This window comes from Phyllobacterium sp. LjRoot231 (assembly GCF_964253365.1).
Classification (GTDB): Bacteria; Pseudomonadota; Alphaproteobacteria; order Rhizobiales; family Rhizobiaceae; genus Phyllobacterium.
The window spans coordinates 1780820-1806698 of record NZ_CAXUQT020000001.1 but is presented as its reverse complement, the minus strand read 5'-3'; the positions used below and the strand labels follow the sequence as shown (position 1 = coordinate 1806698).

Here is a 25879-nt window from a genome sequence, read left to right as displayed (position 1 = left end):
GTGCGATGAAAACACGACGATTTTCTGCCGGTTCACTAGCCTTAGCCCTGTTTCTACCGTGCTTCGGCAACCTCGCGCTCGCTAAAGCGCCGACATTCGTTAAGCTTCAAGAGATGTGCCGGAACGCAAAAGATCCGCTGCAATATGGATACTGTGTCGGATTTGTCGAGGCCATCGCCTTGCGTATTGCTCGTGAAAACAAGCACTGTACTTTCCTTCAAAACTTCATCGATAACACAAACGCGAATACTGCGCTTCCCGATGTAATCAGTGATCTCAATCCTAAAGAGTATTCCAATGACGCATTTGGAGCCGTGGAAAAATTCTTCTACAGCAAAGGGTGCTAAGCAGCTTCGTTCGGGTATTGTCGCCAACCATAGCCGTGCCTTCTAATGGAACAAAAAGAGCCCCGCCACCCTTTGCGGACAACGTACCTCCCGTCCATGAGTTGTCAGCCCCACCTCCTGAATCAGGATGAACGAAATGACCACTGCCCACCATTCAGGATGGTTTGAACAACTGCGACGCTGGGCCAAAAGCATCAAGCGAGATGTCCATGCGCTCTATTTCGCTGCGCGCGACAGACGCACGCCTTGGTATGCCAAGGCGCTTGCCTTCGTTGTAGCAGCCTACGCCTTGTCGCCGATCGATCTAATTCCCGACTTTATCCCGGTCATCGGCTATCTGGACGATATTATTCTGGTGCCCCTCGGTATCCTGCTGGTTGTCCGAATGATCCCACCGGAAATTATGGCCGAATACCGGCACACCGCAGCTGCTATGGATGGCCGTCCCACCAGTCTGGGTGCAGCAATTGCGATCGTCATCGTATGGATTTGTGCCGCAGCTTTCACTCTTTGGCTCTTTTTGTCGTGGCGAAGGTCCTCGTGAGGTGCCTCGTACATCCATATTAGCTGGATATGGAGGCGTGGCATTCTGGAATGTCCTAAAAAGGTGCATAAATGACCTTTGCGCCACCCGCCGAACGCCTAAGATCGAGTTAGGTGCGCGCGGCCCCTCGGACCAGGGCGGCGCCCCATCCCCGGCAATAGCAAAAGGGCTCGACGAACATGGCCACCACAATCAAGATCAACGGGGTCGACCGAAGTGTCGACGTCGACGATGACACTCCGCTCTTGTGGGTCCTGCGTGACGTGCTCGGCATGACCGGCACAAAATTTGGCTGTGGCATGGCGCTATGCGGTGCCTGCACGGTCCATATCGACGGCGTAGCCACACGCTCCTGCATCACGACGATCGATAGCATCGGTACGTCCGAGGTTACGACGATCGAGGCGATCGGCGCGACATCAGCGGGCGCAAACATCCAGAAGGCCTGGCTTGATCTGGAGGTTGTTCAATGCGGTTACTGCCAGTCGGGCCAGATCATGTCGGCTTCGGCATTGATCGCCGATAATCCACATCCGAGCGATAGCGATATCGACGATGCGATGGCCGGGAATATCTGCCGGTGCGGCACCTATGTTCGCATTCGGGAAGCCATCAAGCACGCCGCCAAAACGGCAAGTCAGGGAGGTTGATCATGATCCTCGATCGCTTGAACTTCCTGACCGGACCTGAACCGGTGGAAAAAAGCGGGCTTTCCCGCCGCCAATTCCTGCAAGTGAGTACAGCTGCCGGTGGTGGCTTCCTGCTCGGACTGAACCTCCCCGTGGCAACGAGCAACGCCGAGGCTGCGGCTGGCAGCTTTGCGCCGAACGCCTTCATCCGGATTGATGGAGACGGTACGGTGATCCTGACCATGCCCTATGTGGAGATGGGCCAGGGTACGTATACCTCCGTCCCGATGCTGATCGCCGAAGAGCTCGAAGTGAGCCTGTCGCAGGTGCAGTTGGAACACGCTCCTCCAAACGAACACCTCTACGGAAATCCGCTCGTCGGCGGTGTGCAGGCGACTGGCGGCTCGACCACGATGCGTGCGGTTTGGCAGCCCATGCGCCAGGCAGGTGCGACGGCGAGAATCATGCTGGTCGCGGCGGCAGCCAAACGATGGGGGGTCGACCCCTCGTCATGTACCGCAGAAAACGGCGAAGTGCTTCATTCAGCCACGCAGCGCCGCGCGAAATATGGCGATCTCGCAGCTGATGCCGCGCTGCAGAGCGTTCCAGAAAACGTGCCTCTCAAACGCCGCGAGGATTTCAAACTTATTGGTACTCCAGCGAAGCGGTTGGACACACCGGCAAAGGTCAATGGCACGGCCATCTACGGCATAGATGTCAAACTGCCGGATTTGAAGTTCGCGACGCTCGCGCAGTCTCCAGTCTTTGGCGGACGCGTGAAGAGCGTGGACGATACCGCGGCAAAGGCCGTCAAGGGAGTACGTCAGATCGTGCGTCTCGACGATGCCGTTGCTGTGGTGGCCGACCACATGGGAGCGGCGAAGAAGGGGCTTGCTGCCCTCACGATCGAATGGGATGACGGACCTCACGCCAAGCTCAGCACTGACGACATCCTGCACGAACTGGAACAGGCGACGCTGACCCCCGGAGCTGTTGTCCAAAACATCGGCGATGTCGCCAAGGCGATGCAAGGCGCTGTGACCAAGATCGATGCGACCTACCACGTTCCATTTCTTGCCCATGCGGCACTCGAACCGATGAATTGTACCGTACACGTTCGCAAGGATTCTTGCGAAGTCTGGGTCGGAAACCAGGTCATCGCGCGCGCTCAAGCGACCGCTGCCGCGGTCACCGGGCTGCCGCTGGACAAGGTCGTGGTGCACAATCATTTGATCGGCGGCGGCTTCGGCCGCCGGCTGGAGATCGATGGCGTCACCCGTGCCGTGCAGATCGCCAGGCAAGTGGACGGTCCGGTCAAAGTCGTATGGACCCGCGAGGAAGACATCCAGCACGATATGTACCGGCCCTTCTTCTTCGACCGGTTCTCGGCGGGCCTGGATGCGCAGGGCATGCCTGTCGCGTGGAACCATCACCTCGCCGGCTCGTCTATCCTGGCGAGATGGTTGCCGCCAGCGTTTCAGAACGGCTTCGACCCCGAAACCGTCGATGGCGCGGCCAATGCTGTCTACACGTTTCCGAATATGCACGTCGAATATACACGGGTTGAGCCCCCGGCTATCCCGACGGCTTTCTGGCGCAGCGTCGGGCCGTCGCACAACATTTTTGTTGTCGAAAGCTTTATCGACGAACTTGCTGCCGCAGCGAAGAAAGACCCGGTCGAATACCGGTCAGCGCTGCTCGAAGGCGCCCCTCGCGCCAAAGCTGTCCTGGCATTGGCTGCAGAAAAAGCGGGATGGGGAAGCACGCTGCCGCAAGGGAGCGGCCGCGGTGTGTCAGTCCAGTCCGTCTTCGGGTCCTACATGGCACATGTTGCCGAGGTCGAGGTATCGAAGGATGGTAGCGTTCGCGTCCGGCGGGTTGTCTGCGCGGTCGACTGCGGCACGGTCGTTAATCCCGATATCGTGCGTGCGCAGGTCGAGGGTGCTGTGAACTTTGGCATCACGGCGGCGCTCTATGGCGAGATCACCCTCAAGGACGGGCGTGTCGAACAATCGAATTTTGACACCTACCAGATCCTGCGGATGAACGAGGCGCCCACGATTGAGGTCCACATCGTCGAGAGCAACGAGGCACCGGGCGGCATGGGCGAGCCGGGAACGTCGGCAATCGTTCCGGCAGTCAGCAATGCCATCTTCGCTGCCACGGGAAAGCGCTTGCGCAAGATGCCGATCGATGCATCTCAGTTAAAGTCGGGATAAAAGGACGCGCGGTGCGAGGTGCTAGGCGAAACCATACTGAGCCTTGATGTGATCGGCAAGACGCAGAGTCAGGGCGACAATTGTCAAAGTCGGCATATCATTGCCACATGTCGGGAAGACCGAACTGCCAGCGATGTGCAGATTGTGCATGCCGTGGACTTTGCAATTCTTGTCCACCACACCAAGGCGCGGGTCAGCATGAATACGCGTAGTTCCCATGTGATGATTGCAGCCAATAATCGGAAGCTGCAGCCCTGTGTCTGCCTGCTCCAGATCAACACGCCCCATACCCGAAGCTTCGAGCTGGCTCTTCATCAATCCCAGCATTCGCAAATGGGTACGTTTTTCCAGATCGCCAACCCGCCAATTCAGCTCGGCCCGGTTGAGGCCCAGGCCGTCGCGTTGCCGCGAAAGGGTGACACGGCTCTCCCGGTCCGGAACCGGTTCAACGACACTCTCGATCTGGAAATAATCCGATTTCGCAGCGAGCTTCAGCCTCCTGTAGAGCAACGACGCCATCAGATTTGGGCTGCCACGCGCAACGGTCGCAAACGTTCTCAACTTGATGTCGCGGTAGTTCTTTAACCGAATGGCGCTGTAAAGTTCATGGAAGCGCTCGGTAACGTCGCTGTCTTCCCCCGCCCGGCACGCGCGGAAATAGGTGCGGCACTGGACCAATTTTTCATGCCGCTGAACCTGTTCGGCCAACCCGAAATGTGCACTGGCGCTGGTACCATCCACCGCAAGCTCGGGATTGTGATAGGTATGCCGTGCATCGTAAAAGCGGAAAGCGGTTGCATTGCTTGACGGTATCATCTGTCCGTGGCGGATGCGCGGGTGTTCCATGAAATAGCGGCCGACCACGTCATGCTGGTTGCCGAGTCCCTGTTGGGCAACCTTGTTGGAAAGCAGCATGAGGCGGGCATTTTCGACTCCGCCCGCGGCAAGAATCGTACGTTTCGCCCGCACGAAAAAAGTCTTCTGTGTCGAGGTTGCGACGTGGACGCCTGTCACGGTAGTGGCGTCATCGTTCGTCGCGATCTCGGTCACGTTGGCGTTGAGCAGCACCTTCGTCGTCCGGGCCGCCGCCAGAGATGCATGATAGTCGCGGCCAAAGCGCGCCGGCGGGCTAAACTTGCTCACGATTGTCTCAAGCGACCCATCGTTCAGCTCCAGCAGCTGAACCTGTTTGACGGAAAGGTGTTCGCGCCAGAATTGCGGTTCAAAGCTGTGGTCATTGACCTTAACAAGGTCGTTTGCACGGTGATAGAACTGTTCGACCTCAGTCAGATCGAACGGCCAGCCGCTGTTTGGTACCCAATCCCTTCGCTCGAAATCAATGTCTATAAACGGACGTATCCAGCCACCCCAGCAATTGGAGCTACCGCCCAATTGCCGCGTCCTGCTGGCATGAAGATCGTAAGCGAGGCCAACATTTTCGCTCCGGTAGAGGGCTTGCGATGCAGAATTAAATTTGAGCCCGCCGCCTTCAAGGACGCATGTCTCAATGCCGCGTCGCGCAAATTCGAGAGCAAGTGTGATACCCGCGACTCCGCCGCCGATGATGCAGATTTCTGCATCCAGAACAGACCCGCTTGGAAATTCTCTGGCATCGATAAACATTGGCGTTACAAGGCCCCCTTCCCCCTGGAGTACTCTTGTAATCATGCGTTAGAACCGGCCTGAGAAAAATGCGCCGCGTTGGGTAGCCGGCGCAGTCTTTTGGTGGAACACCCCCGTCATTTGATTGCTATTTATAGTCCAAAGGTGATGTGTTGTTCGCTTTGGTCACCCCGCGTCGCCTCGTGAAACCGCTCCCCGCTAAAGCGAGGCATGGAGTTTATGTTTCAGCGGATACCCTATGGTCCGGTTCAGCGTCGAATTTTCATTACGGCAGATTTGAACGGTTGCTGGCTGCAACGACGTTTGATTGACTGCATAACCGGAAACTGGTGAGGGTTCGGGCTGTTCATCGGCGAATCCTCCTCCGATCGACGCAATCAAGACAGTGCAAAGTCCGACACTTCGAGATGTGTCGAAACACCAAACCGTTATCTTTTGCCCTGAAAAATCTCCAATTCAGACAAAACTGTGCGACACCTTGCGCCTAGCATCCAGGAGATAGCAAACGGCCTCGTTAGCTGCTTCGTAAATGAAGGATGTTGAGAATGCAGACCGAAAATTCAATGAGCGAACACAAATACCCGCTCAGTTATCCAACGATATCTCAACTTGATGATAGCCCGGACGTGAAGGTGGTTTACGCCGCCGTACTTTTTGCAGACATCAAAGGCTTCACGCGCTTTTGCCAGTCCGTTGATCTATCCACGGCGTTCCACACCCTGTCTGTATTTCATCAGCGGATGGCACGGGTCATTTCAAGCTATGCGCAAACCGTTACAACCAAGGCCGGAGATGAAGTCATGGCCGCGTGGTGTGGAGAACCCTCCATTGTAACGACGAAGGCGCTTCGATGCGGGTTTGCGATGCTCGAGACGATGAGAGCCTGGAACAACGAAGATTTTTCATCGAGACAGGCGCTGAATATTGGCATCGGCGTTCATGCTGGCCCGGTTGTCCTTGGCCGTATTCCTGGCGAAAGCCGAATGAGCGTGTTTGGCGATACGGTCAATACCGCAAGCCGCCTTGAGCAGATGACGAGAACCTATTCAACTGATCTGATTGCCTCGGATGAGCTGGTATCGACGGCGTATTCACGCACTCCATTCGAAGTTGGCCCCAGCCGTTTCTGCCCATCGGTAACAATCAAGGTTCGTGACCGAGCGGGATCACTTCCGATCCGCATTGCCGTGTGATGTTCCGGAGGTTTTCGCTGGCTGGCGCCTGGCAGACATGTCGGGGTCGCACGTGCTGGCCCCTCTCCGTTACGATTGTCGCTCTACGAGTTTGGCGAGTTGCTCCGCGACGGTGCCCCAACCGTCGTAAAAGCCCAATTCTTCGTGCGTGTTTCGATCGGCGTTGTTCTTGTGCATCACGTGGGCGACGTAGTCGGTGCCGAGGGGATGATCCTGTAACGTAATGATAGCCGTCATGAATGGCTGTTCTGCAGGTCTCCATCCGCCGACCAGAGAATTTGTGAAGACGATCCGTTCGAGATCATCGAGGGCGAGAAAACAGCCGCTCAGATGCGGCATGAAATCGCCGCCGTTCTCGCTGATCTGGGTCACGAATGCGCCGCCGGGACGGAGGTCCATCTCCGAAACCTTGCATTTGGCCGGCGCTGGAATCCACCATTGTTCGAAGCTCTCTGGATTCGTCCAGGCGCTCCAAACAACTGATCGAGGTGCCTTGATGACCCGGGATATCGTCAGGTCGAGATCTGGATTTGAAGATGGGATCATTTTGATTTTTCCTTTGTGCGGGCGGTGGCGACAAACTGCTCAAGCCTGTCGGTGCGGCCTTCCCAGAGGGCGCGTTGTCCGGACAACCACGCATCGACCGCAGCAAACTGTTTCTTCTCGATGACACACGTCCTCACGCGACCTTCCTTGCGCGTCTGGATCAATCCGCTGTCCTCGAGAAAATGGATGTGCTTCATAAAGGACGGTAGAGCCATATCGAATGGTCTTGCCAAGTCGCTGATGCTTGCAGGGCCTTTCCCCAGGCGGCCCAGCACGGCCCGGCGAGTGGGGTCGGCAAGCGCTTGGAAGATTCCGTTTAGCTGATCTGAATACTGTTCCATAAGGCTAAGTATCATGGCATAACACTTAGCGCAAGAGCTAACTATCAGAGGCGCAAAAGCCGTTGCAATACTCAGAGTTTCGCGAGGCTCCATTGCAACGCAGCCGTCGAAACGGGACTGTCCCAAAGATGCAGTCCTTCCTCGTCAAGCAGCGCCAAGGTGACAGAGAGACCGGCCATATCGAGCGAGGTCACATAGGTTCCTACCAGTGATCTCGCGACACTGATGCCTTTGGTTTCAAAAAGGCGACGGACGACATTGTAGATCAGGTAGAGTTCCGGCGTCGGAGTTCCCCCGAAGCCGTTCACCAGAACCAATGCACGGTCAGTATTTCGCAGCTCTATGTCTGCGAGGATAGTATTGCAGACCATGCTGGCAATCGTGTTCGCATCAGCCATCTTCTCGCGATGAAGTCCGGGTTCGCCATGAATACCGACCCCGACCTCCATCTCATCCGGTTCCAGTGTGAAGGTAGCACGTGCCGTGTCCGGAACGGTAACGCCACCGAGCGCGACGCCCATTGTGCGTATTTGCATGGTCAACCGGTCACCAAGCGCCTTCAATCCGGCCAGATCCATTCCGGCCTCGGCGGCAGCTCCAAGAATTTTCTCGACGACGAGCGTGCCGGCGACACCTCTGCGGCCAGAACTTCGCGCCGCGCCATGGGCCGCGATATCGTCGCTTATGATAACAGTCTCGATCCGGTGCCGCCCTGTCATAATCTCCGCGGCCATTTCGAAATTCATCACATCGCCGTCATAGTTCTTGACGATCAGCAGGCACCCCGCTCCGGTGTCCGTCTCTTCGATGGCGGCTACAATCTGGTCGGGCGTCGGAGAGGTAAAGATATGTCCGGTACAGGCAGCATCCAGCATGCCTTGCCCCACGAAGCCGACATGCATTGGCTCATGGCCCGCTCCCCCACCCGATATGATCGCAACTTTTCCTGGCGTAAGATGGCGCCGTCTGACAAACTTCCGGTCCGCACCGAACATGACCAAACGGTCATGGGCCGAGACGAAGCCTTCGAGGCTTTCGGCAACCATGGACGCAGCCTTGTTCATGAATTTTTTCATCGTGCCCCTCCACTGGCATCGACTTATTCAAGCGCGGCGCTTGACCTTACCACCAGGCCATCCTGAGGATAACGCTAATCTGAATTCCCCAAAAGCGTTGCGATCTTCTGGATAAAATCTGTAATCGCTTCGTCCACCAGTCGATTTTTCTTCTCGTCTCCAAGATCCGGGACCATCAGGGATAGCGACCTCAATCCTTCGGAACTGCCGAAATCCGGCAATTTTCCCGGATGCGCAACGTGATAGGCTTCGACAAACCGCCCCTGTTCCACCGGGCTGAAGTGGCAAACCCTGAAAATCGTCGCGAGGTGGCGCGCCGGTAGCGGTGTCGAATAGGCCGGGCTGGTAATCTGGGTAACGAAACTCCGGTGTTTGCCGAGCGCTGTGGCCAGACGCTGACGGGTTCCTGAAGGGCGATTGTCGATGATCTGGGCCAGAATGGTTTTGTAGGCCACAATGGGATCTTCCATAACGTCCCGCGCCATCTTAATTCTCCGCCGCCAGCGTGCCGTCAGCGTCGTTGAACTCGAGCCTCACATGACCCCGCAATCTAAACATTTCGGCCATCGATTTTTCCCTCGTCGAAATTATGTTCGACCAGTTCCTTCAATGCCGCGATCGCTTCCGCCGCACCAATTCCGTCGGCGCGGATTTTCAGGACGGAACCCTTCCGGATTTTGGCTCCCATAACCTTTACGATGCTTTTGCCATTGAGCCAGATGCTGTTTCCGTTCACCTCTATCTCGATCGTGCAGGGAAAGGATTTGGCAAGACGGGTGAAAATCACGGAAGGCCGGGCATGCAACCCGGTCCCGTGCACGACTTCGATTTCCGTCTGCCGCTGCGCCGTCACGCGATCCGCCTCCTGTATTCTCGCATCCTGCTTGTCGCTCATGAGGGCGATAGTTCCTCGGCTGTGGCGACCACTTTTGCAAGCGGCGCCCCACCGGACGCTTCCGCCGCGGCAATGACCGCGCCCTCGACCAGGGGTGCATTGCAGACGACGACCATGCCGGAACGTGGTTCGCCCAGCATTTCGATTGCCATTTCGCTGTTGGTCTCCGCACCGCCGAGATCGACGAAGACCGCAACTCCATGATCGGACCACGCTGCCTCTATAGCCTCAAGAATGCCCGCTGCGTTGGTGCCGAGACCTCCTTCTGCATTGCCTCCGCACCATGAAAGCGGCACGCTCTCGCCAACCATCTGGCGCACCATATCGGCAGTGCCTTTCGCCACGAGTGGCGAGTGCGAAACAATCACAATTCCCACATTTGCATTCTTGCCTTTCATGCCGGACGATACTCCTTCAGGTAGCGGCAAATAGCTGTCGTCAGGAGAGCACAGCTCGATGCCCCCGGATCGATATGGCCAATGGAACGATCTCCAAGGAACGAAGCACGTCCCCGCATCGCCTTCATGTCAGCGGTCAGTTGAGCAGATACCTCCGCCCTTTTGGCTATATTGATCAGGGCCGATTGCCTTACCATTTCAGTTTGAACGGGGTAAAGCACGTCGAGCAATGTCTTGTCACCCGCATGAGCGCGCCCGCGCCGGGCCACTGCATCGACCGCCTCTCCAAGGATGGTGGCGAAATCCGTCTCGTTTTCCCAGGTGCTAAGCCGCCGTCCGATCTCGATCAGCAAGGTCCCGTAAAGCGGCCCTGCAGCGCCGCCGACGCTCATGACAAGCGTCATCCCGATTGTCTCGATTGCCTGCGGCAGCGGCAGGCTGCAAAGCCTTTCCCGATCGAGATACACCGCCTCGCAACCACGCCGCATGTTGGTGCCATGATCCCCGTCGCCGATGGCCCGATCGAGCTCACACAGGTCATCAGCATGGATCACGATGACCTCGTGGCAGGCTTCGATCAGTCCCAGAATAAGTTCCCGATCAGTCTGCAACGAAGGAAGCCTCCCCTCGCGCCACTTTACCATCGATCACCTTTGCCGCAGTTTCGAAAGCAGCAGCGACAGCGATGGCTCCCGGATCAGCGACACCGGCGAGATCCCTTGCACCCACATACGATGCGCGGCCGGCGTTTGCTTTGGTCATCGCCATGGTGGCATTGGCACCCGCAGCGGCCGCCCGAGCAGCGTCAGGCAGCCCGCTTGCCGCCAGGGATCGCAACGCCGGATCGAGCGCGTCCACCATGGTTCTGTCACCCGGCTTGGCCCCGCCGTAAAAAGTCATGCGGTCAAGTCCTTCGAGCAGCGCACCCGGTAGATTGCCTGTCTCGGTCATTGCCTTTGCTGCGGCCGTGAAAAAGATGGAGAGCAATACACCGCTCGAGCCCCCCATGCTTGTCGCAAGGATACCGCCGATCGCTGCAAGCGTTTCCGCTCGGCCGGCAAGAGGCAACGACTTGATCTTGGCAAGGACGCCCCGCGCGCCCGCAGCAACTGTCGATCCCGTATCGCCGTCACCGGCACGGGCATCCAGACGATTGAGTTCCGTTTCCATCGACATAAGATGCTGGCAGATGGCCGTCACCATTTCTTCCGCCAGCGGATCGCGACTAGCCGCGGCAATGGCCTCTCCAACCGGGACCTTGGGCGCCGGAAGAACATTCAGGCCATGACGCAGAACCGGCGAAACCCAGGCGTGAGGATCGACGGTAAAGGCAAGTGCCACCTCACGTTCTGCGTCAAGCCGGATGAGCGACAGTGAAAAGCCGTTCATGTTGAGCGCCGTCATCATCGGCGATGGCCCGATCACCAGCTTCACCCGATCGGCAAGCGAGGACGCAAGAACATCATGGGCAATGAGGCTCATTTCCAGCGGCGGCACAGCGCCCAGATTATTGATCAACAGCGCATACTCACCCGTTCCCGGCAGAGCTGCCGCGAGGCGCTCCGCCATGATGGCGACGATCTTCTCGGCCTCCTGTAGTGCGATACGTTCGACCCCGGGTTCGCCATGAATGCCAAGACCAAGCTCGCCCTCGTCGGCGCCGAGGCGCTGCTCCTGCACCTGCCCCGGGATCGAGCACGTGGACAGCGAAACACCCAGCGAAACAATCTCGGCCGCCGCGGACGCGGCGGAGGCTGCCACCTCATCGAGGTTATCGCCGCGTTCGGCGAAAAACCCTGCGATCTTGTGAATGAACAGCGTACCCGCCACACCGCGCGGCTGGGCAAGGTCCGGAAGGGCGATGTCATCGGCGACAATGACCATCTCCACCTTGAACCCCTCGGCGCGCGCCCTTTCAGCGGCGAGCCCGAAGTTCAGCCGGTCGCCGGTGTAATTCTTGACGATCAGCAGGCACCCTTTCGGACCTGTAACGGCACGGATCGCTGTGAGAACCGCATCGACGCTGGGAGAGGCAAAAATTTCGCCCGAAACGGCGGCCGTGAGCATGCCCCTTCCGACAAACCCGGCATGGGAAGGCTCATGGCCCGCACCGCCGCCGGATACGACGGCGACCTTGGATTTATCCCAGTCCGCACGCACGATCACCTTGATATCCGGATAGCTATCCAGCCGCGCCAGCATTCCCGGACGACTCGTCAACAAAAGACCATCCAGCGCCTCGGTGACGATGTTTTCCCTGCGGTTGAAAAAGTGTTTCATCGGCATTTTCCAGTCTTTTCGCCTTTTACGCGTGTTGAACAAACAATTCGGATCGCGGGCAATCCTTCAAAACACCCGGTTCCCGTCCGCACCGAAATAGAGCGGATTCCTCAGTGCAAGACCAATCGGATCTCCTGGTTTTACCGGGAGACGCGGGTTGGCCAAGGTGATCAGCTTGCAGTCGCCGACCCGTATATGCAGGTGATTCTGATCTCCCAGATGTTCGACCCAATCGACGTGTGCATTGGCATCGCCGCCTAGCGTTATGTCCAGATGTTCAGTCCGCGCTCCGATCGTTCTTGTCCCTGCCGGGACCCTGCTGTCGGGCAAAAGGTTCGCCGGAAAAAGATTGATGTGCGGCTGCCCAAGGCGGGCAGCAACATGAATATTCGCCGGATTGCTATAGATTTCGCGTGGCGTCCCGATCTGTACCAATCGTCCCTCGGTGAGAATGCCGATGCGATCGGCCATTGTCATGGCTTCGATCTGATCATGTGTCACGTAGAGAAGCGTTGATCCTAGCTCTTTCTGAATGCGTTTCAGTTCCAGCCGAAGATCGGCGCGCAACTTGGCGTCCAGCGACGAAAGTGGCTCGTCCATGAGATAGATCGCGGGCCGGCGTACAAGTGCCCGGCCGATGGCGACACGTTGCATTTCGCCGCCCGAAAGCCGGGTCGAACGGTTTTCGAGCTTGTGATCGATGCGCACCATCCGCGCAACTTCCCGAACCCGCCGGTCGATCTCATCCTTGCCGAGACGGCGTGCCGGCGACCGCAGGGGAAAAGCGAGGTTGTCGTAGACCGACAGATGCGGATAGAGCGAATATTGCTGAAACACGAACGCGACATCGCGGCCGGCCGGTGCTTCTCTTGCCACATCATATCCACCAATAACGACGCGGCCGCGATCCGGCCGTTCCAGCCCGGCAATCAGGCGCAGCGTGGTGGTCTTGCCGGCTCCGGTGGGGCCAAGCAGGACGACGCACTCCCCGTCGGCGACTACCAGATCCAGATCGGAAACGGCATGGGTTTCACCGAAATTCTTGTTGATGCCTTGCAGGATGACTTCAGCCATGATGATGCTCCGCATAGCGGGATGACGGAACGGCCCTGCCGGATGTGCAGTCGAAGAGGGACAGTTTGTCGTAGTTGAGTTCAAGTCCCACGGTTTCGCCGATGCGGAAATTCTGGTCGGCCGGCACCCGCGCCTTGACCAGTCCCTTACCCATCTCCACGGCGACGATCTGATTGGTCCCGTGGTACTCGCTGCCGAAAACAGCACCGCGCAAGGACGAAGCAACGCTGAAACTTATATCTTCGGGACGCACCCCAAGCGCGAGCTCGCCTTCTGCAAGGTCCTGATGGATTTCCGGCACTGAAATATCCACGCCATCGACGACAACGGATCGCGCGCCCTTCTGCAGGCCAGACGTAAACCGCAGGAAATTCATCGGCGGCGAGCCGATAAAATCCGCGACATACATGGTCGCCGGACGATTGTAGATTTCCTGAGGCGTACCGAATTGCTCGATGATGCCGTGGTTCATCACCGCGATCTTGTCTGCCATCGCCATCGCTTCCAGCTGGTCATGGGTCACGTAGACTGTGGTGGCATGGATCCGGTTATGCAGTTCGCGTAGCTCGCGCACCATAAGGTCGCGGAATTCCGCATCCAGCGTGCCAAGAGGTTCATCCATCAAAAAGCACTTCGGACGGCGAACAATGGCCCTTCCGAGCGCCACGCGCTGACGATCGCCGCCCGCCAGACCCGACACCGACCTGTCAAGAATATGGTCGATCTGCAAGAGCTTTGCCGTCTCCTCGACGCGAGAGCGGATTTCAGTTTTGGCAACGCCTTGAGCAAGCAGGGGAAACGCTATGTTCTTGCGTACATTCATGTGCGGATAAAGCGCAAAGAGCTGGAAGACAAAAGCAATATCCCGCTCCCTGGCTCGATTGAAGGTGACGTCTTCACCGCCAAGGAAGATCTTGCCGCTGGTCGGCAGCTCAAGACCCGCGATCATCCGCAGTGTCGTTGTCTTGCCGCAACCCGACGGGCCAAGCAGGGCCAGGAACTCCCCATCGCGGACAACGAAGCTCGAATCCTCCACAGCACTGAAAGCACCGAATTCCTTGCGCAGATTTTCTATTCTGATCTCTGCCATCGCCTACTCCGGAAACTTTGAAACGACGATGAACATGAGGGTCCCAGCCAACAGTGTGACAAGCGACCAGGTATAAAAGATCAGAAGAAAAGGCTGGAACAGCATCAGGAATCCGAGGCCGATCAGAGCGGTCGCGATATTTTCCATCGGACCGCGTCTGAAAAAGAACGGCCGTTTTGGTTTCGCGGGTACAGGTGTTTGTGCCGTCATTTGCGTACAGCTCCAAAGGTGATGCCGCGCAACAGCTGCTTGCGCAGGAGGATAGTGAAAACGAGGATCGGAACGACGAAGATCGTGGTTCCGGCGGCAACCGCCGGCCAGTCCTGTCCGCCCTCGCCAATAATCGTTGGAATGAACGGTGGAGCAGTCTGGGCCGCACCCGAGGTCAAAAGCACCGCAAAGGCATATTCATTCCAGGCAAAGATCAGGCAGAAGATGGCCGTGGCGGCGATCCCGGTAGTCGCCTGCGGCAGGACAACCTTGAAAAAGGCCTGCATGCGCGTGTAGCCGTCGATCATTGCTGCCTCTTCGTACTCGCGCGGAATCTCGTCGATGAAACCCTTCAGGAGCCAGACGGCAAGCGAGACGTTCACGGCCGTGTAGAGCAGGATCATGCCCAGCGCCGTGTCAGACAGGCCAAGCTGCCGATACATCAGATAAATGGGGATTGCGACGGCGATGGGCGGCATCATTCGCGTCGAGAGAATGAAGAATAAAAGGTCCTCCGCGAGAGGAACCTTGAAACGTGAAAATCCGTAGGCCGCAAGAGTGCCGAGCGAGACGGCGAGGAACGTTGAGCCGAAGGCGATCACCAGCGAGTTCTGGAAGCGCGGCCAGTAATTCGAAGGCCCGGCGATGACCATGTTGCGGCTTCGCGTGATCTCATCACAGGTGCTCGTCGGAGCGCCAAGCGAAGCGATGTACTCGGAGGTTTGCCGCGTGCGCGTTGTGAACAGGTTGCAATAACCCTCCAGCGTCGGCTGAAACACGATTTTCGGCGGATAGCTGATCGAATCCGGAGGTGATTTGAAGCTGGTCAGAACGATCCATACAAGCGGGACCATCGTGATCACTGCATAGGCGATGACGATCGTCGCGGCGATACGCTTTGATGTGACGCTCGGCTCGACGACCGAATGGGCAGTATTGACAGAGCTCATCGCTGTTTCACCTTGTTGAGGGCTTTCACATAGATGTTGGCAAGACCGAACACCGCGACAAAGAGAATGATCGCAAAGGCGGACGCACGGCCGGTGCGCCAGCTTTCAAATGCCTCCCGCTTCAGCGTGATGGAGGCGACTTCCGTTGTCGAACCCGGACCGCCTCCCGTGAGAAGGGTCACCATGTCGAACATCTTGAAGTTTTCGATGCCACGGAAGAGCACTGCAAGCATGATGAAAGGCAGTGCCATCGGCAGCGTGATCGACCAGAACTGGCGCCAAAGCGAAGCGCGATCCACCTCTGCGGCCTCATAGATGTAGTCGGGGATCGACCGCAGCCCGGCCAGGCAGATCAGCATGACGTAGGGCGTCCACATCCAGGTATCGACGATGATGATTGCCCAGGGCGAAAGCCGGACCGAACCCAGCATTTCGAATGAGGACGGCGGGATACCGGTTAGGAAAGACACGATGTGATTGAAAAGGCCAATCTGCGGCTGATAGAGAAACCGCCAGAAATTGCCGACAACGGCTGGAGACAGCATCATTGGAACAAGGATGACGGTCGTCCAGAAAGCGTGCCCGCGGAACTTCCGGTCAATCAGATAAGCGAGAGAAAATCCGATCAGCGTCTGCAGCAGGATCGTCCAGAAGACGAAATGCGCCGTCGTCTGCATGGCTTGCCAGATATTCGGATCATTCAGTACCCGGCTGTAATTGCTGAGGCCAACACTTTCCAGCGCAGCATTCGGCCGGTTCGCCCTGAAATTCGTAAATGAGAGGTAGATCGCCCAGATCAGCGGAAAAATGTTGACGGCCAATAACAGGGCGATGGCGGGCGTAATGAACAGCCACGCCATGGAGCGATCGGACAGGCCGCGAATTCTGGAAGCGATGGGCGCCGGCGTAGCACGGGCAACAGCCTCACCCAAAATGGTGGAACTTGTATCGGTCACGGACTTCACCTGGGTTTTAAAGCGTCGCATTCGAAAGAACTGCCCGGTACGTTTTCGGATCCGGGCAGTCATTTCAGCACGGGGCCACCTAAAGCGCCGAAGCTCTAGAGCTTCCCATCGTCCTTGAAGACCTCTGTCCAGTCCTTGACCAGCCCATCAAGCGCCTCTTTAGCCGTGCCCTTGTCTGCAACGACGTAATCGTGGAGGCGTTTCTGCATAGCCTGCAGAAGAATAGCATAGGACGGTTCCTGCCAGAAATCCTGAACCTGATTCATGGCCACCAGGAAGTCCGCTGCAAATGGCTGGCTCTCCGTAAACGTCGGATCGTTCAGCACCGATTTGTGTACGGCGTAGCCGCCAAGCGACCACCATTTTTTCTGAACATCCGGCTGGGCAAACCATTTGATATAGGCAAGAGCACCTTCCATGTTGTCGGTATTGGCAACGACGGAAATTCCCTGTCCGCCAAGTGTCGAGGCCGCGACCTTCTCCTTCGGATTGACAAAGAACCCGATCTTGTCGCCGCCAACCTTCTCGTCCTTGTAAAGGCCCGGGAAGAAAGCGAACCAGTTCATCGCCATTGCCACTTGCCCGGATTTGAAGGCATCGAGGCTTTCGCCCATATAGGCATCCGTGTAACCGGGCGGCGTGCAGCATTTGTAGAGTTTCTTGTAGGCTTCGAGCCCGGCGACAGCGTCAGGCGAATTGACCGCGCCCTCCATGTCATATTTGCCCGGCGTATTTTCATACTTGAAGCCATAGGGATAAAGCGCCGATGTTGCGCCCATGGTGATGCCTTCGGATGCGCGTTCGGTGAAGATCGCGGCTCCGTAAACCTTCTTGCCGTCGATTTCCCGCCCATTGAAGAACTCGGCCACCTGTATCAACTCATCCCAGGTCGTTGGGGCAGCCAGATCGCGATTGTACTTCTTTTTGAATTCGGCCTGAATTTCAGGCTTGGCAAACCAGTCCTTGCGGTAGAACCAGGCATTGGCGTCGCCCATTGCCGGCAGCGCCCAATAGTTCGGCGTGCCTTTCGGCCATGTCGCATAGGCGTTGACTGCTGCGTCGGCGAAATCGCTCATCTTGATCCCTTCCTTGTCGAAGAAATCATTGAGCTTTACATAGTAGCCGTTCTCAGCCGAACCGCCGAGCCACTGGCTATCGCCGATCAGAAGATCGCAGAGCTTGCCACCGGAGTTGAGTTCATTGAGGATGCGGTCGGCGAAATTCGGCCAAGGCACGAATTCGAATTTCATTGTCGTTCCGCTTTGAGATGTAAAATCTTTCGATAGCTCAACCAGTGCGTTGGCGGGATCCCATGCCGCCCAACATAGGGTGAGTTCATCTGCCTTCGCCAGATTCGGCGCGGCCATGAACAGCACAAACGCCGAGGTCGCCCCGAGCAGGGCCTGCTTTATCGTTTTCATGCATTCCTCCCAGATACATAAGCGACACCGTGCCGCTTTCGACAATATTGTTTGTTCCCTTGATCCTCACACGATCTCTCTCCACCGTGTTGAGTAATTTTGTTAAGTAGTACCTACTTTACTGAACATTTCAAGTATGAATCGTTGCTGCATTGCACACTGATAATGCGGCATGCAATGCTCGGGGGTGCAGTTGGAGCGGAGTGTTGAAGCGTTTGGGCGGGTCTGAGCTGAACGCTTGGCGATGGTTTGGTTCGCAAATTTCGCACCCGTCCATTTTCGATTAGATACTTTGCTTTATAACACGCTGAATGCGAGACCGTTTCAATGACTGATACCAAGCTTTCTCCGACATATCGGACGTCCCTGCTCAAGTCAGCCATGCCAATTCTTGGAATTGCCATGGCCGTCTGCTTTGCAATTTTCGTGCTGCTTGCATGGTCGAGCCGCATGACTGATCAGATCGCTGTCGAGCGGCAGGAACGGCTACTCGCCTTGGTACTATCGCAGGCGCAGTTCTCGATCGCTCACGACCAGGAAAGTTCGACCGTCTGGGATGAAGCAGTCCGCCAAGTCAAGAGCCCCGACAGTGCGGAGTGGCTGAACAACAATCTTGGCGGCTGGATGACCACGTATTTTGGTCATGATGCGGTCTACATCCTCGACCCAAAGGATGATGGTTTGTTCGCGTTTGCTGGCGGCAAAATGATCGATCGATCTGCCTATGATGGCGTCAAGCCCAGCGTCGCGCCGCTCGCGTCAAAGCTCAGGGAATCCTTGCGCCATCCCGATCCCAACGGATTTGGCGAACGGGTGTTAAGCGCCGGCGCCTCGGAAATTTTGACACTGGATAGCCGGCCGGCCATCGTCAGCGTCAAACCGATCGTCTCCGACAGCGGCAACATTTTACAGACGGTTGATGAAACATACCTGCACGTTTCCGTTCGCTATCTGGACAAGAGCTTCATCGCAGACCTTGAACGGGACTATCTTTTTGATGGCCTGCGATACTCCTCACAAGACGCGTTGCAAGCCGGCGAGTACAGTTATCCACTTCGGTCGACCGCCGGGAACACGATCGGATATTTCATCTGGCAGCCCTACCGCCCCGGTTCCACGGTCATGAGACAAATTGGCCCGGCATTGGTCGGCATCCTGTTGTTTATGTTGGGAACCATGGCGATCCTCCTCGCGGTCCTCCGCCTGAGATCCGCCAAGTTGCGTGCGAGCGAAGAGCGGATGAAATTTCTCGCACTGCATGATTCCCTGACCGGTTTGCCCAACCGGGCACATTTCAATGACAGGCTCGATGGGGCGCTGTCAAACGTCAAGAATGCCTCAGTGGCAGTGCTTTATCTTGATCTCGATCGATTCAAGCAGGTCAACGACACACTCGGTCATCCGGTGGGTGATGAGCTCATCCGGCAATTCACGACGCGCCTTAAAGACATTATCGACCAGAACACTTTCATGGCCCGGGTCGGCGGTGATGAATTTACGATTATTGTTCCCAACTTCGCACCCCTTTCGGCGCTCGAAGCGCTTTGCGAGCAAATCATCACGATCGTCCGCCATCCATTCGATATCGATGGAAATCATATCTTCATCGGCGTGAGCATCGGCGTCGCCACCGCACCTCAAGACGGCACCGGGGGAGATGAGCTTGTCAGAAAGGCGGACATTGCGCTCTATCACGCGAAGACCACTGGGCGAAGCCGGTTTGCGGTGTTTGGTAAAGAAATGGACGCAATGCTCCAGCAGCGCCGCGCCTTGGAACGCGAGTTGCGTGAGGCAATGCAGTCGGAGACCCAGATACAGGTTCACTATCAACCGCTTTATTCGGCCGAGGAACAGCAGATCACCGGAGTTGAGGCTCTCCTGCGCTGGCAGCACCCGGAACACGGGTGGATTTCGCCGGAAGTGTTCATTCCGATAGCAGAGGAAGCAGGCCTGATCGAAGCGCTGGGCGAACGTGTCCTGCGGCAGGCTTGCACGGAATCGAGGTCATGGCCAATCGAGACGCTCGCGGTAAACGTGTCGGCAGTCGAATTGAGAAATCCGGCCTATGCAATGAAAGTTGCGAAATTGTTGCTGGCAATCGGAACGGATCCGCGCCGGCTTGAACTGGAGATTACGGAAAGTACCCTTACCGACAGTGCCGGACATTGCGAACACAATATCAGGGCGCTTCGCGCACTGGGTGTGACTATCGCGCTTGATGATTTTGGAACGGGTTTCTCGTCACTCGGACGACTGCAGCAGCTGGAAGTCGATCGCATCAAGATTGATCGAAGCTTTGTTCAGGGCTTCGGCCGCTCGGCCAATGACGAAGATATTGTCAGAGCCATCGTTAATCTTGCCCATGCAAAAGGTCTTCGTACGACAGCAGAAGGCGTGGAAACAACCGAGCAAAGCGACTATCTGCGCCAGATCGGCTGCGATGATCTCCAAGGCTTTCTTCTGTCCCGTCCTGTGCCCGTCAAGGAAATCGAACGCCTGCTTCGTGTATCTGCTTCACTTGATCTGCATATTCCGGCCTCGCGCAGCTGAAGTAGCGAGAACCGTAAGCCGATTCGAGTACAGTCCCGATCGCCGCTAAAGTCGCCCAAATGGGGCGCTTTTGAATTCTTCATGCGTCTGTTACAATAATTCCCATAATCAATAAAAATATGGGGAATATCATGCATCGCGTTCTGAGGTGCGGAATCTTTCTGGCAGGAGTTGCTTTTTGCGCTTTTGCTGGTGCGGTTGCCGCAGACGACAGTAGCGACGTCGCTACGGGAGAACGGCTAGCGGCGTTCCTGCGTGCTGGTCGAACTGTGATTTCAAGCCACCAGAACCTGATCAACAATGCGTCGATAGGCGAGAAGCATCTGACCGGGCAACGCGTTGCGGACGAAGCACTTGAAATCTTCGCCAAGGGAAAACCCGCGCCGGAGGACAGTTTCGATGCGCAGGACAGAAAACTTTTTGATGCCCAACTCGCTGCCTTGCGCGAAGTCGTTGATGAGCATCAGAAGATGATCGATGTGCAGGGCGTGGGTTTCAAAGGCTTTATTCCTGCTACATTTGCGCGCCTCGTCAATGAACGCTTCGGAGAAAAAGTCGGCGATCAGGCAAAGATGAAGGTGACGGCTCCAAAGGAACTGGTGCGAAATCGCAAGGCCCTCCCCGATCAGTGGGAGCAGAAGGTCATCGAAGAAAAATTCTTGTCCGCGGATTGGCCAAAAGGCAAACCCTTCGTCGAAGAGGTGCCTATGAATGATCGCCCTTCGTTTCGCATGCTCATACCCGAATACTATTCAGCGTCCTGCCTCACCTGCCATGGACAACCCAAGGGCGAGATGGACATTTCCGGCTATCCGAAAGAGGGCGGCGCTGAAGGCGATCTGGGGGGTGCGATCAGCATCACGCTCTTCAAATGAACGCTTTTAATGCCATTCGGTCCCGCATCGGCCGTTTGCTCGAACGGAAGATACCACTGCGCCTCGCCTGTCTTTCGGCGGGTCTTTTGGGCGCGCTTCTTCTCAGCGTCGCCTTCATGGCCCATGACCTTCTCGACAACCAACGGCGTGTCGAGGCGGCCAATGCGCGTTTTCATATGTTCGGCGAGGCCGTCAAGGCACACCGGCATTTTGGTGAAGTACGCTACTGGCTGACCGATCTGTCGGTGAGCCTGCTGACACTGTCGGAGCGCCGGGCTGAAACCGCAAGGACCGCCCTTGAGGCGGATTTGGCACGCATCAGGGAATTTGCCCCCGACGCCGCCGATATGATCCAGAAGGGTGCAAAAGCCTATTACGATCAGGCAATGGAAGCGGTCGACGCCTACACCGATGACAACCGTGTTGTCGGCAACACACGGCTAGCGGCAGCAAGAAGTTATAGTGACGAAATCGACGGTGTACTGACGGCGCTTGAAACACGTCTTGAAACCGAAGCCGATGCAGCGCGCGATATGGCCGTCAAAACGATGCGAAACACATTTCACCGCGCCATAATTGCGGTCAGTGCCATTACCATCGTTGGCGCGATCATGACCTGGCTGGTGCTTAGATCGATCCTGGTGCCGCTGGGCCGCGTCGACAGGGCAATGGCTCAACTCACCCGGGGACGCGAGGATGTCGAACTTCCTCCCGAAGGGCGTGACGAGTTTGGTCGGCTTGCAACGACATTGCGACTGTTGCGCGACGGGCAGGCCGAGCGCCGCATGCTCGAGGCGGCCGCCGAACGCCAGCGAAATACTGTCAGGACCGCAATCGAAACCATCCCCGATGGCTTTGCGTTCTTCGACGCAGACGACAAGCTCGTCCTGGTCAACCAGCGGTATCTGGAGATTTTCCCCGAGACAGCGGACCTGATGACACCTGGAACGCGCTTCGAAGATATCATGCGCGCGCAAGCAGAACGCGGCAGGACCGGGATAGATGGCGCTGACAGGGAAGATTGGATAAAGGAGGCCGTGCGCCGCCATCATGATCCGCACGGGACGATCGAACGTCAATTCGCCAATGGCACGTGGCTTCGCATTGCCAAGCGCAAGACACCGGAAGGCGGAACGGTCGCAGTTTATACGGATATCACGGATCTGAAGCATCGCCAGACGGAACTCGAGGAGGCGCGGCGCGGCGCCGAAGTTGCCAGCCACGAGAAGAGCCGTTTCCTCGCTTCCATGAGTCACGAATTGCGCACGCCGCTCAACGCGATCATCGGCTATAGCGAGATGCTCATCGAGGACGCCAGTGACTGGGACAAGCCCGGTTTTGTTGCCGACCTAGGTAAAATCATGGGATCGGGCCGGCATCTCCTTGCATTGATCAATGATGTCCTCGATCTTTCGAAGATCGAGGCGGGCAAGATGGAGCTCTACATCGAGCCTGTCAGCCTGAAACAGCTTCTGGCCGAGGTCGAGAGCACGGTCGCTCCGCTGATCACCAAGAAGGGCAACCGGCTGACGGTCACCGCGTCAGTCGAGCCTGACGAAATCGAGACCGACAAGACCAAGCTGCGGCAAAACCTTTTCAATCTGCTCTCGAATGCCGCCAAGTTTACCGAGAACGATGAGATCCGGCTGTCGGTCAGGCGCTATCAGGACGAGCGTGGCGATCTGGTGGAGTTCGCTGTCAGCGATAACGGTATCGGCATGACGGAAGAGCAGCAGGCAAAACTTTTCCAGGCATTCGTGCAGGTCGATGCGTCCACCACGCGAAACTACGGCGGCACCGGTCTTGGTCTGGCGATTACCCAGCATTTCATCAAGATGATGGGTGGAACCATCGAGGTGGAAAGCGAATTCGGCAAGGGTTCGACCTTTCGCTTCACGATACCGGCAAATTGCACCGTTCCCCTCGCCCAGGAAACTCCTCAGCAGATCGAGGTGCCCGACGGAGTACGTATGCGTGGAACGGTTCTTGTCATCGACGACGAGGCCCGGGCACGCAAATTCATTTCGGAAACAGTACGCGGTGCCGGCTTCAGGGTGATCGAAGCTGCCGGCGGCGAAGAGGGCATGGCAAAGATGCGCAAATCGCGTCCGGACGCGATCATTCTGGATGTGATCATGCCCGGCCAGGATGGCTGGTCGGTATTGCGCGAGATCAAGTCTGACAAGGCGCTGCGCGATATACCGGTGATCCTCGCAACCGTCGTGGCGGATCGGGAGATGGGCCTGGCCTTCGGCGCAGCGGGCCATTTGGTCAAGCCGATCGATCCGCGCCAGCTTGTCGAAATGTTGAACGCCGTGGCGGGTGCCGGACGGCACGACGTGCTGATTGTCGATGACGACCCGGCAACGCGGGAGCTTTTTCGAAGAGTACTTGTTCGCGAAGGCTGGCGGGTTCGGGAGGCGACCGATGGCCGGCGCGGGCTCGCCGAGCTTGAGGCTGGACGTCCGACAGTCATGGTCCTCGATTTGATGATGCCGAATATGGACGGCTTTGCGCTGCTTCGGGCTATTCACGACCGGCCGGACCTGGTCGATATTCCCGTCGTTGTCGTCACATCGAAGGATCTTACCCGCGACGAACTGGATTGGCTCAATACGCGCGCAAGTGAAGTTGTCAGAAAAGGAACCAAAGGCCGCGCCGACCTGATCGCAGCCTTGAAGCGGCATGTGCCACTGAACGAAGATGCCTGAGGAGCTGGAATATGGTCAAGATTCTTCTCGTCGAAGACAATGAGATGAACCGCGACATGCTTTCCCGCCGGTTGGAACGGCGGGGATATGAGGTGATTATCGCGACCGATGGCCTCGCTGGCGTCGAAGCGGCCGTCAGCGGCAAACCTGATCTTGTGTTGATGGACATGAGCCTGCCGGTGATCGATGGCTGGGAAGCAACGCGGCGGATCAAGGGAAATCCCGCCACTGCGGCCATTCCTGTTATCGCTCTCACTGCCCATGCCATGGCCGGTGACCGGGAAAAGGCCATGGAAGCCGGTTGTGACGATTATGATACCAAACCCATCGAATTGCCGGCGCTCCTCGACAAGATCGTCCGTTTGACGGGAGGTTGAGGCTGGTGTCCCTGCCCACTGACATCGGCCGCCGCGCCTATATTGCCAGGCTCGTGCAAAAGATCGCCGACCCCGCGCAGGCCATACTAGGCTATCAGGAACTGGTGATCGAAGATGTCCAGGCGACCGGGCCAGCGGAGGCACTGCCAGATCTGGGCCGAGTGCTCTCCGCCGCCCGCGATCTCAACGATCTGATCAGGCGCCTCCTCGACATGGAGGCATCCGATGCCGGGGGCGTATTCGCCCTAGACAGTGAATTACGGCATGACCTGCGAACGCCGATGAATGCGATTCTCGGCTATTCGGAGATGGTTATCGAGGATTTTGCCGAGGCCCTTTCCCCAGGCATCGTTGAGGACATCTCAAGGATCATCCATGAAAGCCGGCTTCTGCTGGAGCAGATCGATGGACGGCTCGATATCTTCTCCGACGATCCTGATGAAAAGCCGACAGATCATGTCGATGTCACGATCGCGGCCGATCTCGCGCGAACCCTTGCGGCCCGCTCGCCCCTTTCTTCCGAGGAAACAGGACGTATTCTCGTTGTGGATGATACGGCCTCGAACCGCGATCTCCTGAACAGGCGCCTCAGTCGCGACGGACATCTGGTCACCGTGGCAGGTTCCGGCGAAGAGGCCCTCCGCATTCTGGAAACACAAGAATTCGATCTCGCATTGGCCGATATCCTCATGCCCGACATGAACGGCATCGAGCTCCTCAGCCGGCTCAAATCGCACAAGCGCTTGCGCGAAATCCCGGTGATCATGATTTCGGGCCTGAAGGATGATGACGCGATTATCCGCTGTATCGAAGCGGGAGCCGAAGATTATCTGCAAAAGCCGATAGATCCGGTGCTGTTGCGGGCCCGCATAACTGCCTGCCTCGAACGCAGCCGTTGGCGCGAACGTGAAAGGCGCTATCTTGCGCAGATCGAATTCGAGAAGGAGCGGGCCGATACGCTGCTTCACGCCATTCTTCCGAGGCAGGTGGTAAAACGGCTGGCCGATGGCGAGAAGGTGATCGCCGACCGCATCGATATGGCCACGATCGTCTTTGCCGATATCGTCAATTTCACGGAATTTGCGGCACGAACCCCGGCTATTGTATTGGTGCAAAGGCTTGGGGAGCTGTTTTCGCGTTTTGACGAACTTGCCGATCAGCACGGCGTCGAGAAGATCAAGACCATCGGCGATGCCTACATGGCTGCGGCCGGATTGCCCGACCCCCGCCCGGACCATGCGCAGGCAGCCGTGGCTTTTGCCAGGGCCATGCTGGCCGAGATGTGCCAGCTCACAGGTCCGGAGCCTCCGCTCAAGCTGCGGATCGGAATAAACAGCGGGCCTGTGATCGCCGGCCTGATCGGCCGGAAGCGCTTCGTCTACGATGTCTGGGGACACACGGTGAACGTTGCCAGCCGCATGGAATCATGCGGCACGCCGGGACGTATCCAGATTTCGCAAAGTACGTTCGAGGCGCTGGGACCGGACTTTGGTGAATGCCACCGGGAAGTCAGGGATATCCAGGGGATCGGGAAATACCCGACATACTTGCTTTAATGATCTCGC

General features: G+C 57.2%; 25 protein-coding genes. 10 read left to right on the top strand and 15 right to left on the bottom strand.

The features are described from left to right. The first annotated feature begins 5 nt into the window (after positions 1 to 5). From ACSQ3H_RS08820 to ACSQ3H_RS08805, 4 genes are all read left to right on the top strand, one after another. Positions 6 to 347, top strand: coding sequence for a hypothetical protein (locus ACSQ3H_RS08820; protein ID WP_436116711.1), 342 nt, complete (start codon positions 6 to 8; stop codon positions 345 to 347). Positions 348 to 483: 136 nt separating this feature from the next. Then, on the top strand, positions 484 to 891 hold the full coding sequence (locus tag ACSQ3H_RS08815; RefSeq protein WP_436116710.1) for a YkvA family protein: 408 nt from the start codon (positions 484 to 486) through the stop codon (positions 889 to 891). 179 nt (positions 892 to 1070) lie between these two features. Further along, positions 1071 to 1541, top strand: a complete 471-nt coding sequence (locus ACSQ3H_RS08810; protein WP_436116709.1) for a (2Fe-2S)-binding protein — start codon at positions 1071 to 1073, stop codon at positions 1539 to 1541. Between the two features lie 2 nt (positions 1542 to 1543). Next, positions 1544 to 3739, top strand: a complete 2196-nt coding sequence (locus ACSQ3H_RS08805; protein WP_436116708.1) for a molybdopterin cofactor-binding domain-containing protein — start codon at positions 1544 to 1546, stop codon at positions 3737 to 3739. A 21-nt stretch (positions 3740 to 3760) separates the two neighbouring features. Here ACSQ3H_RS08805 and ACSQ3H_RS08800 read toward each other — a convergent pair whose 3' ends face one another. Further along, the gene (locus ACSQ3H_RS08800) at positions 3761 to 5362 is read right to left on the bottom strand and encodes an FAD-dependent oxidoreductase (protein WP_436116707.1); all 1602 of its coding nucleotides are present in this window, start codon (positions 5360 to 5362) and stop codon (positions 3761 to 3763) included. Positions 5363 to 5907: 545 nt separating this feature from the next. Between ACSQ3H_RS08800 and ACSQ3H_RS08795 the strand changes: the two genes are divergently transcribed. Beyond that, positions 5908 to 6555 carry an adenylate/guanylate cyclase domain-containing protein gene (locus ACSQ3H_RS08795; RefSeq protein WP_436116706.1) on the top strand — a complete coding sequence of 216 codons (648 nt, stop codon included), beginning with the start codon at positions 5908 to 5910 and terminating at the stop codon, positions 6553 to 6555. 69 nt (positions 6556 to 6624) lie between these two features. On the opposite strand, the gene ACSQ3H_RS08790 is transcribed toward ACSQ3H_RS08795, so the two are convergent. From ACSQ3H_RS08790 to ACSQ3H_RS08725, 14 genes are all read right to left on the bottom strand, one after another. Next, positions 6625 to 7101 carry an SRPBCC family protein gene (locus tag ACSQ3H_RS08790; protein ID WP_436116705.1) on the bottom strand — a complete coding sequence of 159 codons (477 nt, stop codon included), beginning with the start codon at positions 7099 to 7101 and terminating at the stop codon, positions 6625 to 6627. Then, positions 7098 to 7442, bottom strand: a complete 345-nt coding sequence (locus tag ACSQ3H_RS08785) for an ArsR/SmtB family transcription factor (protein ID WP_436116704.1) — start codon at positions 7440 to 7442, stop codon at positions 7098 to 7100. The genes ACSQ3H_RS08790 and ACSQ3H_RS08785 overlap by 4 nt, the downstream gene beginning before the upstream one ends. 71 nt (positions 7443 to 7513) lie before the next feature. Then, positions 7514 to 8518 (bottom strand): dihydroxyacetone kinase subunit DhaK, encoded by a 1005-nt coding sequence (dhaK, locus tag ACSQ3H_RS08780; protein WP_436116703.1) that lies wholly within the window; start codon positions 8516 to 8518, stop codon positions 7514 to 7516. Positions 8519 to 8592: 74 nt separating this feature from the next. After that, positions 8593 to 9003 carry a hypothetical protein gene (locus ACSQ3H_RS08775; protein WP_436116702.1) on the bottom strand — a complete coding sequence of 137 codons (411 nt, stop codon included), beginning with the start codon at positions 9001 to 9003 and terminating at the stop codon, positions 8593 to 8595. Between the two features lie 65 nt (positions 9004 to 9068). Then, positions 9069 to 9413: an HPr family phosphocarrier protein gene (locus ACSQ3H_RS08770; RefSeq protein ID WP_436116701.1), complete on the bottom strand. Its 345-nt coding sequence runs from the start codon at positions 9411 to 9413 to the stop codon at positions 9069 to 9071. Further along, a complete protein-coding gene (dhaM, locus tag ACSQ3H_RS08765) occupies positions 9410 to 9811 on the bottom strand; it encodes a dihydroxyacetone kinase phosphoryl donor subunit DhaM (RefSeq protein ID WP_436116700.1) in 402 nt (133 codons plus the stop codon). Before dhaM ends, ACSQ3H_RS08770 begins: the two co-directional genes overlap by 4 nt. Beyond that, positions 9808 to 10455, bottom strand: a complete 648-nt coding sequence (gene dhaL, locus ACSQ3H_RS08760) for a dihydroxyacetone kinase subunit DhaL (RefSeq protein ID WP_436116699.1) — start codon at positions 10453 to 10455, stop codon at positions 9808 to 9810. Before dhaL ends, dhaM begins: the two co-directional genes overlap by 4 nt. Next, complete coding sequence (locus ACSQ3H_RS08755; protein ID WP_436116698.1) at positions 10412 to 12091, bottom strand: dihydroxyacetone kinase subunit DhaK; 1680 nt, start codon at positions 12089 to 12091, stop codon at positions 10412 to 10414. The genes dhaL and ACSQ3H_RS08755 overlap by 44 nt, the downstream gene beginning before the upstream one ends. Before the next feature lie 66 nt (positions 12092 to 12157). Continuing rightward, positions 12158 to 13165 carry an ABC transporter ATP-binding protein gene (locus ACSQ3H_RS08750; RefSeq protein ID WP_436116697.1) on the bottom strand — a complete coding sequence of 336 codons (1008 nt, stop codon included), beginning with the start codon at positions 13163 to 13165 and terminating at the stop codon, positions 12158 to 12160. Next, the gene (locus ACSQ3H_RS08745; protein WP_436116696.1) at positions 13158 to 14255 is read right to left on the bottom strand and encodes an ABC transporter ATP-binding protein; all 1098 of its coding nucleotides are present in this window, start codon (positions 14253 to 14255) and stop codon (positions 13158 to 13160) included. The genes ACSQ3H_RS08750 and ACSQ3H_RS08745 overlap by 8 nt, the downstream gene beginning before the upstream one ends. Before the next feature lie 3 nt (positions 14256 to 14258). Further along, positions 14259 to 14465: a hypothetical protein gene (locus tag ACSQ3H_RS08740; protein ID WP_436116695.1), complete on the bottom strand. Its 207-nt coding sequence runs from the start codon at positions 14463 to 14465 to the stop codon at positions 14259 to 14261. Next, positions 14462 to 15415, bottom strand: a complete 954-nt coding sequence (locus tag ACSQ3H_RS08735) for a carbohydrate ABC transporter permease (protein ID WP_436116694.1) — start codon at positions 15413 to 15415, stop codon at positions 14462 to 14464. Before ACSQ3H_RS08735 ends, ACSQ3H_RS08740 begins: the two co-directional genes overlap by 4 nt. Then, on the bottom strand, positions 15412 to 16401 hold the full coding sequence (locus tag ACSQ3H_RS08730) for a carbohydrate ABC transporter permease (protein WP_436116693.1): 990 nt from the start codon (positions 16399 to 16401) through the stop codon (positions 15412 to 15414). Before ACSQ3H_RS08730 ends, ACSQ3H_RS08735 begins: the two co-directional genes overlap by 4 nt. Positions 16402 to 16475: 74 nt before the next feature. After that, positions 16476 to 17801, bottom strand: coding sequence for an ABC transporter substrate-binding protein (locus tag ACSQ3H_RS08725; protein ID WP_436116692.1), 1326 nt, complete (start codon positions 17799 to 17801; stop codon positions 16476 to 16478). A 327-nt stretch (positions 17802 to 18128) separates the two neighbouring features. On the opposite strand from ACSQ3H_RS08725, the gene ACSQ3H_RS08720 reads away from it, so the two are divergent. From ACSQ3H_RS08720 to ACSQ3H_RS08700, 5 genes are all read left to right on the top strand, one after another. Then, on the top strand, positions 18129 to 20351 hold the full coding sequence (locus ACSQ3H_RS08720; RefSeq protein ID WP_436116691.1) for a bifunctional diguanylate cyclase/phosphodiesterase: 2223 nt from the start codon (positions 18129 to 18131) through the stop codon (positions 20349 to 20351). A gap of 131 nt (positions 20352 to 20482) precedes the next feature. Next, positions 20483 to 21226 carry a Tll0287-like domain-containing protein gene (locus ACSQ3H_RS08715; protein WP_436116690.1) on the top strand — a complete coding sequence of 248 codons (744 nt, stop codon included), beginning with the start codon at positions 20483 to 20485 and terminating at the stop codon, positions 21224 to 21226. Next, positions 21223 to 23937 (top strand): response regulator, encoded by a 2715-nt coding sequence (locus ACSQ3H_RS08710; RefSeq protein ID WP_436116689.1) that lies wholly within the window; start codon positions 21223 to 21225, stop codon positions 23935 to 23937. The genes ACSQ3H_RS08715 and ACSQ3H_RS08710 overlap by 4 nt, the downstream gene beginning before the upstream one ends. An 11-nt stretch (positions 23938 to 23948) precedes the next feature. Beyond that, a complete protein-coding gene (locus tag ACSQ3H_RS08705) occupies positions 23949 to 24314 on the top strand; it encodes a response regulator (protein ID WP_436116688.1) in 366 nt (121 codons plus the stop codon). Between the two features lie 5 nt (positions 24315 to 24319). Beyond that, entirely contained in the window at positions 24320 to 25870 is a 1551-nt protein-coding gene (locus tag ACSQ3H_RS08700; RefSeq protein WP_436116687.1) for an adenylate/guanylate cyclase domain-containing protein, read from the top strand. Positions 25871 to 25879 lie beyond the last annotated feature (9 nt).